Here is a 7,437-nt window from a genome sequence, read left to right as displayed (position 1 = left end):
AGCGCGGTAACGGGCCCGGGCGCAGCCCCCACGCGGCGGAGCCGCACATCGGTACTGCGGGAAGGGGCGGGTAGGGGAACTGGCCCGCCGCAGGCGCCATGCACCCGCACCCGCCCCGCCGCCCACCCCACCCTCACGACACCTTCGCGCCGACCCCCCGCCGCGACGCCGGGATCACCAGCGGTGTGCCGGATTCCGGGTCCTCGATGATCTGGCTCTTCACGCCGAACACCTGCTCCACCAGCTCCGCCGTGACCACCTCCGACGGCGCTCCCTCCGCGACGATCCTGCCGTCGCGGAGGGCGACGAGGTGCGTGGCGTAGCGCGCGGCCTGGTTGAGGTCGTGCAGGACGGCGACCAGCGTGCGCCCCTGCGACTCGTGCAGCTCCGCGCACAGGTCCAGCACCTCGAGCTGGTGCTGGATGTCGAGGTAGGTGGTCGGCTCGTCGAGGAGCAGCAGCGGCGTCTGCTGGGCCAGCGCCATCGCGATCCAGACCCGCTGGCGCTGTCCGCCGGACAGCTCGTCGACGTACCGGTCGGCCAGCTCGCCGACCCGCGTCGCGGCCATCGACTCCTCGACGATCCGCTCGTCCTCCGGCGACCACTGCCGCAGCAGTCCCTGGTGCGGGTAACGGCCGCGCGCCACGAGGTCCGCGACCGTGATCCCGTCGGGTGCGATGGACGACTGCGGGAGCAGCCCCAGTGTCCTGGCGACCTTCTTCGCGGGCAGTGAGTGGATGGCCTCCCCGTCGAGCAGGACCCTGCCCTTCGTGGGCTTCAGCATCCGTGAAAGGGCCCGCAGCAGCGTCGACTTGCCACAGGCGTTGGGGCCGACGATCACGGTGAAGGAGTTGTCGGGTATCTCGACGGACAGGTCCTCCGCGATGACCCGCTGGTCGTAGCCGAGGGTGACGGATTCCGCGGTGAGGCGCTGCATCGTCGTCGTACTCCTGGAGTTCTCTGTGAGGCGGGCGGCGGTCGCCCCGGCGCCCGTACGCATGTCCTTGACCCTGTCCGTGTCCGTACCCGCCGTCATATCCGCCCCGCCTTGCGTTCGGTGACGAGCAGCCAGAGCAGGTAGCCGCCGCCGAGCACCGCCGTGACGACGCCGACCGGCAGCATGCGGTCGCCGAACGCGTTGGTGGCGGTCCAGTCCGCGACCAGGAGCAGGGCCGCGCCCATGACGGCGGCCGCGGCCAGGTTCGGTCCGGGCGAGCGCGTGAGCCGGCGGGCCAGCTGGGGTGCGCTGAGTGCCACGAAGGCGATGGGCCCCGCGGCGGCCGTGGCGACGGCGATGAACAGCACACCGGACCCCATGAGGACGATCCTGGTGCGCTCGACGGGGACGCCGAGCGCGTACGCCGCGTCGTCGCCCATCTCCAGCATCCGCAGCGGTCGTCCGTGCGCGAACACGACCGGCATCAGTACCGCGCACATGCCGGCCAGCGGCCACACCTGCGCCCAGTCGCGGCCGTCGAGAGAGCCGGTCATCCAGAGCGTGGCCCTGGTGGCGTCGACGAGGTTGGCCTTGGTGATCAGGAAGTGGATGACCGCCGTGAGCATGGCGGCGACGCCGATGCCGACGAGTACCAGCCGGAAGCCCTGCACCCCGCGCTTCCACGCGAGCGTGTAGACGGCGATGCCGGTGACGAGTCCGCCGGCGACCGCGCCGCCGGCGACGGCGAGCGAGCCGCCGCTGAAGAGCACGATCACGGTGAGCGCGCCGACGGTGGACCCCTGGGAGAAGCCGATGACGTCGGGGCTGCCGAGCGGGTTCCGGGACAGGGACTGGAAGATCGCGCCGCTGAGGGCGAGCGACGCCCCGACGAGTATCGCCACCAGCACCCGCGGCAGCCGCACGTCCTGGACGATGAACTCCTGTGCGGCGGTGCCGTTTCCGAGGAGTGTGGCGGTCACGTCGCCGAACGACATCGGGAAGTCGCCGCTGCCGATGAGGACGACCGCGACGGCCGCCGCGGCCGTCGCGAGCAGCGTGACGACGGACGCCGCGCGGGCGTCGAGCCGTACGGACAGCCCGCCCGGCGTGCGTATTGCTTTCACGGCCTTCACAGCTGGGCCATCCTCTTGCGGCGTACGAGTTGGATGAAGACCGGCCCGCCGATCAGTGCGGTGACGATGCCGACCTGAAGCTCTGAGGGCCGGGTGACGACCCGGCCGACGACGTCCGCGCCGAGCAGGAGGACGGGCGCGAGGACCGCCGCGTACGGCAGGATCCACCGCATGTCCGGGCCGGTGACGGCGCGGACGACGTGCGGGATCATCAGACCGACGAAGACTATGGGGCCGCAGGCCGCGGTCGCCGCACCGCACAGCAGGGTGATGGCGAGCATCGACAGGACGCGGGTGCGGGTCAGGTGCGCGCCGAGCGAGCGGGCGGTGTCGTCGCCCATCTCCATCGCGTTCAGCGGCCGGGCCAGCAGCATGGAGAGCACCAGTCCGGCGGCGATGAACGGCAGGACCTTGCTGATGGTCCCCATGTCGGCGGAGGCGAGCGAACCGACCGTCCAGAACCGCAGCCGGTCGAGCGCGGCCGCGTCCAGCAGCTGGACGGCGTTGATGTAGCCGTACAGTGCGGCGGTGGCGGCCGTGCCGGCGAGCGCGAGGCGTACGGGGGTGGCGCCGCGGCTGCCGCCGAGGACGTACACGGCGGCGGAGACCATGGCGGCGCCGAGGAACGCGAACCACACATAGCCGGTGAGCGAGGTGACGCCGAGGAAGCTGATGGCGGAGACGACCGCGGCCGACGCGCCCGCGCTCACGCCCAACAGGCCGGGTTCGGCGAGCGGGTTGCGGGTCAGCGCCTGCATCACCGCGCCGGCGACGCCGAGAGCCGCACCGACGACGAGCCCCAGCAGGGTCCGCGGGACGCGGACGTCCCTGATGATCACGTCGTTGCCGGTGCCCGTGCTGTTGAACAGCCCGTCCCACACGTCGGAGAGCGGAATCGACTTGGCGCCCACGGCGATGCTCGCGACGCAGATCAGCAGCAGGATGCCGCACGACACCAGCAGCCCCAAGGCACGCAGGGCGTGGCGCTTGGGTGTTGCGGGTGCGGACGCAGGCTCCGCGCTCCGTTTCGGGGGACTCTCGACCAACACGTTGGTTAGGTTAGCCTACCCTCGCATCGCCTCTCGGAGAGAGGCTGCCGGCCGGAGAGTCCTAAAAGCCCAGCCGGGCCAGCGCCTTCCCTGCGTCGAGGGTGCACGAACCGTCGCCCGCGTGCGTCCACGCGGCACCGCACAGCGCGCGCAGGCCGTCCAGCGGATCGCCGTCGCCGTCGAGCGACAGTTCGTCCCCGTGCGCCGACGCCGTCCATCCGCCGCAGCCGAACACGCCGTCATGCTCGGTCACTTCGGGCTGCCCGGTCAGCATGCCGCGCAGGTCGGCGTCCACATAGGTCGGCCGGTGCCGCGGCACGGCCGTGAGCAGCTGCGCCGCGTCCGTCACCCCGGTCAGTACGAGCAGCGAGTCGACGCCGCCGTTGAACGCCCCCTCGATGTCCGTGTCCAGCCGGTCGCCCACGACCAGCGGCCGCTCGGCACCGGTACGCAGGATCGTCTCCTTGTGCATCGGCGGCAGCGGCTTGCCCGCGATCTGCGGCTCGGCCCCTGTCGCGATCCGGACGACCTCGACGGCCGCGCCGTTGCCGGGCGCGATGCCGCGGGCGCTCGGGATCGTCAGGTCGGTGTTGGAGGCGAACCACGGCACACCCCGCGCGATCGCGTAACAGGCCTCCGCGAACCGCCCCCAGGGCAGCTCGGGACCGCCGTAGCCCTGCACGACCGCGGCGGGGTCGTCGTCCGCCGACTCCACCGGCACGAGACCGCGCTCGCGCAGCGCGACCCGCAGCCCGTCGCCCCCGATCACCAGCACCCGTGAACCGGGAGGCACCTGCTCGGAGATCAGCCGGGCCACCGCCTGCGCGGAGTTGATCACGTCGCCTGGCCCGGTCGGGATGCCCAGCTCGGTCAGATGGGCGGCCACGACATCGGGGGTGCGCAGCGCGTTGTTCGTCACGTACGCCAGGTGCATGCCCTGCTCACTGGCCGTCGCCAGCGACTCGACGGCGTGCACGATCGCCTCACCGCCCGCGTACACGACCCCGTCGAGGTCGAGCAGGGCGGTGTCGTACGCCTCGCTCAGCGCCCGTGTGCTTCCGCTCGGCCGGTTCACGCCCTGCTGACTCATCCGCTTCCGCTCCTCGCTGGTTCCCGCGCTCCCGGTGACCGGGTCCACTCCCCCGATCATCGCTCATGCGGTCACGCGCATACGATGCCCTGATGAACAACGAAGGTCCTGCGGCCGATGGCGGCCTGCGTCTGATCCCGTTCCGCGGACTGCGCTACGTCCCCGAGCGGGTGGGCAGCCTCGCCGCCGTGACCTCGCCGCCGTACGACGTGGTCGTCAGACCGGACGGCCTGCACCACCTGGAGTCGGCGGACCCGCACAACATCGTGCGCCTGATCCTTCCCCAGGCGACCACCCCGGAGGACCGCCACCACCAGGCCGCGCAGACGCTCACGCGCTGGCTCGAGGAAGGCGTCCTCGCCGCGGACGACCGGCCCGCCCTGTACATCTACGAGCAGCGCAAGGGTGATGTGCTGCAACGCGGCGTCATCGGGGCGCTGGCGCTCTCGGAGCCGTCCGACGGCGTCGTCCTGCCCCACGAGGGCGTCATGCCGGACATCGTCGCCGACCGCGCCTCCCTGATGCGCACGACGGCGGCGAACCTGGAACCGCTGCTCCTCACGTACCGCAGCTCCGGCAAGGCCACGGGCACGACGGCCGTCATCGAGCGCACCGTCCGGCGTTCGCCGCTGCTGTCCACGACCACGGAGGACGGCTTCGGCCATCGCCTGTGGTGCGTCACGGACGAGGAGGAACTGGCCGAGGTCCAGGAGGATCTGAAACGGCATCAGGCGATGATCGCCGACGGCCACCACCGCTGGGCGACCTATCTGCGGCTGCGCGCGGAACAAACGTCGCCCGGCCCGTGGAACTACGGCCTGGTGCTGCTGGTCGACTCCGCCCGCTACCCCCTTCAGGTACGGGCCATCCACCGCTTGCTGCACGGCCTGCCGGTCGACCGGGCGCTCACCGCATTGACCGGTTCCTTCCGTGTCACGCACCTCGACGTACCGCTGCCGCAGGCCCTGGACACCCTGGCCGACGCCGCCGGCGAGGGCAATGCCTTCCTCCTCGCCGGGGACGGCCGGTTCCACCTCGTCGACCGTCCGGACGCCGGACTGCTGAACCGCACGGTGCCGAGCGGTCAGCCGGAGGCGTGGCGCACCCTGGACGCCACGGTGCTGCACTCCACACTCCTGGAACAGGTGTGGCAGATCCCTGACGACCCCGGACACATCGCCTACATCCACGACGCCCCGTCGGCCGTGACCAAGGCGGAACGCGACGGCAGCACAGCGGTGCTGATGCACCCGGTCCGGGAAGACGTCGTGCGGGAGCTGGCGCTCCAAGGCGTCACGATGCCCCGCAAGTCGACGTCGTTCGGACCGAAGCCGGCGACGGGACTGGTTCTGCGGAGCCTCGCGCTGGACTGACATCCGGGCGGAAACGACTGAGGGCGGCACCCGTGGACCGGGGGCCGCCCTCATTCATGTGCGCGCGTTACGACTGGTCGCCGGACCTGTCCGAGCCGGCGTCCGGCTCGGCGCCTTCGGCGCCGGTGCCGAGGTCGGTGACGGCCTCGGGGCCGCTGCCCGTGCTCAGGTCGACGTCGCCGGCGTCGGCCTTCGCGCCCCCGTCGCCCTCGTGGATCTCGGCGTCCTCGTCGCCCTCGTCGTCGTGCAGGGCGTCGACGAATTCGACACCGTCCATCTCGGCGAGTCGGTCCGACGCGTCGGTGGCGCCGTCCTTGTCGGCCTCGAGCGCCTTGGCGAACCACTCCCGGGCCTCGTTCTCACGGCCGGCCGCGAGAAGCGCGTCGGCGTACGCGTAACGCAGCCGCGCCGTCCAGGGCTGAACGGAGTTGGAGGCGAGCTCGGGGCTCTGCAGGGTCACGATGGCGGCGTCCAGCTGCCCCATGTCCCTGCGCGCCCCGGCGGCGACGAGCCGCATCTCGACCTGACCGGCCTTGTCCAGCTTCTGCACCTCGGGCTCGCCGGCCATCGCCAGCGCCCGCTCGGGCCGTCCGAGCCCACGCTCGCAGTCGGCCATGACGGGCCACAGCTCCACGGTGCCCGTCATCCGCCGCGCCGCACGGAACTCGGCCAGCGCCTCCGAGTACTTCTGCGTCGCGTAGGCGGCGAAGCCCGCGGCCTCACGCACGGCGGCGACACGGGAAGCGAGCCGCAGCGCGATACGGGAGTAGGCGTAGGCCTGCTCGGGGTCCTCGTCGATCAGGTTCGCGACCATGACGAGGTTACGGGCGACCTCCTCCGCGAGGCCCTTCGGCAGGCTCTGGAGCTCCTGGCGGACGTCCTTGTCGATCTCGTCGCCCGTGACGTCGTCAGGGATGGGGAGCCGCTTGACGGGCTCACGGTCGGGACGGTCCCGCTCGTCACGCCGCCCGTAGCCGCCGCGGTCACCACGGTCACCGCGGTCGTCACGGGAGCCGCGGTAACCACCGCGGTCGCGCTCCTCGCGACGGGGGCCACGGAAGCCACCACGGTCGTCATCACGCCGCGCGTAACCAGCGCCACCGGAGCGGTCGTCACGACGGAAGCCACCCTGCCGGTCGTCGCGACGCGGGTATCCGCTCTGACCGGAACGGTCGTCACGACGGAAGCCGCCGCCACCGCCACCACCACCGGCGGGGCGACCGCCGCGGTCGTCACGGCGGTCGTCGCGGCGGTCGTCGCGGCGGAAACCGCCACCGGCACCGGCGGGACGCTCGTCACGACGGTCGTCACGCGGACCGCGGTAACCACCACGGTCACCACCGGGACGGTCGTCACGACGGAAACCACCCGGACGGTCATCCCGCCGGAAGCCACCGCCGCCGCCGGCGGGACGAGGCGCGTATCCGCCACCGCCGCTCGGGCGACCACCACGGTCGCCACCGTCGCGGGGGCCTCGGTAACCACCGCGGTCGTCCTCGCGGCGCGGGCCACGGTCGCGGTCACCGGGGCGGTCGTCACGGCGGAAACCGCCGCCACCGCCACCACCGGCGGGGCGACCGCCGCGGTCGTCACGGGCACCACGGAAGCCACCGCGGTCACCGCGGTCGTTGTCACGGCGGGGACCCCGGTCCCGGTCGTCGCGACCGCCGCGGAAGCCGCCCCTGTCACCACCGTCCTTGCGACGCGGTTCGCGTTCCGGACGATCGTCGGAAGAGTTGGGGGACATCGGCGTGACTCCTGTCATCGGGTACCACAGTCATTCTCGCGCAGCCGGCGATCGGCCGCGCTTCGTCATTCTCGGCAAAACAAAAAGGACCCTTGGTCCAGCGTGAAC

The 7,437-nt window shown here is 72.1% G+C and carries 6 protein-coding genes; 1 reads left to right on the top strand and 5 read right to left on the bottom strand.

Annotated elements, in window-relative coordinates:
- Nucleotides 1–133 precede the first annotated feature (133 nt).
- From ACWGH4_RS26855 to ACWGH4_RS26840, 4 genes are all read right to left on the bottom strand, one after another.
- Nucleotides 134–1,000: an ATP-binding cassette domain-containing protein gene (locus ACWGH4_RS26855; protein WP_441266606.1), complete on the bottom strand. Its 867-nt coding sequence runs from the start codon at nucleotides 998–1,000 to the stop codon at nucleotides 134–136.
- 32 nt (nucleotides 1,001–1,032) lie between these two features.
- Entirely contained in the window at nucleotides 1,033–2,070 is a 1,038-nt protein-coding gene (locus ACWGH4_RS26850; RefSeq protein WP_453465484.1) for a FecCD family ABC transporter permease, read from the bottom strand.
- Nucleotides 2,067–3,119 carry a FecCD family ABC transporter permease gene (locus tag ACWGH4_RS26845; protein ID WP_453465482.1) on the bottom strand — a complete coding sequence of 351 codons (1,053 nt, stop codon included), beginning with the start codon at nucleotides 3,117–3,119 and terminating at the stop codon, nucleotides 2,067–2,069. The genes ACWGH4_RS26850 and ACWGH4_RS26845 overlap by 4 nt, the downstream gene beginning before the upstream one ends.
- 61 nt (nucleotides 3,120–3,180) lie before the next feature.
- Nucleotides 3,181–4,209: an HAD hydrolase-like protein gene (locus ACWGH4_RS26840; protein WP_453465480.1), complete on the bottom strand. Its 1,029-nt coding sequence runs from the start codon at nucleotides 4,207–4,209 to the stop codon at nucleotides 3,181–3,183.
- 92 nt (nucleotides 4,210–4,301) lie between these two features.
- Here ACWGH4_RS26840 and ACWGH4_RS26835 point away from each other — a divergent pair, with 92 nt between their 5' ends.
- Entirely contained in the window at nucleotides 4,302–5,582 is a 1,281-nt protein-coding gene (locus ACWGH4_RS26835; RefSeq protein ID WP_453465478.1) for a DUF1015 domain-containing protein, read from the top strand.
- 67 nt (nucleotides 5,583–5,649) lie between these two features.
- Here ACWGH4_RS26835 and ACWGH4_RS26830 read toward each other — a convergent pair whose 3' ends face one another.
- Nucleotides 5,650–6,396, bottom strand: a complete 747-nt coding sequence (locus ACWGH4_RS26830; protein ID WP_453465486.1) for a hypothetical protein — start codon at nucleotides 6,394–6,396, stop codon at nucleotides 5,650–5,652.
- Nucleotides 6,397–7,437 lie beyond the last annotated feature (1,041 nt).

It is taken from the genome of Streptomyces sp. NPDC054847 (genome assembly GCF_053610925.1).
This window is presented reverse-complemented; position numbering and strand designations above follow the sequence as displayed.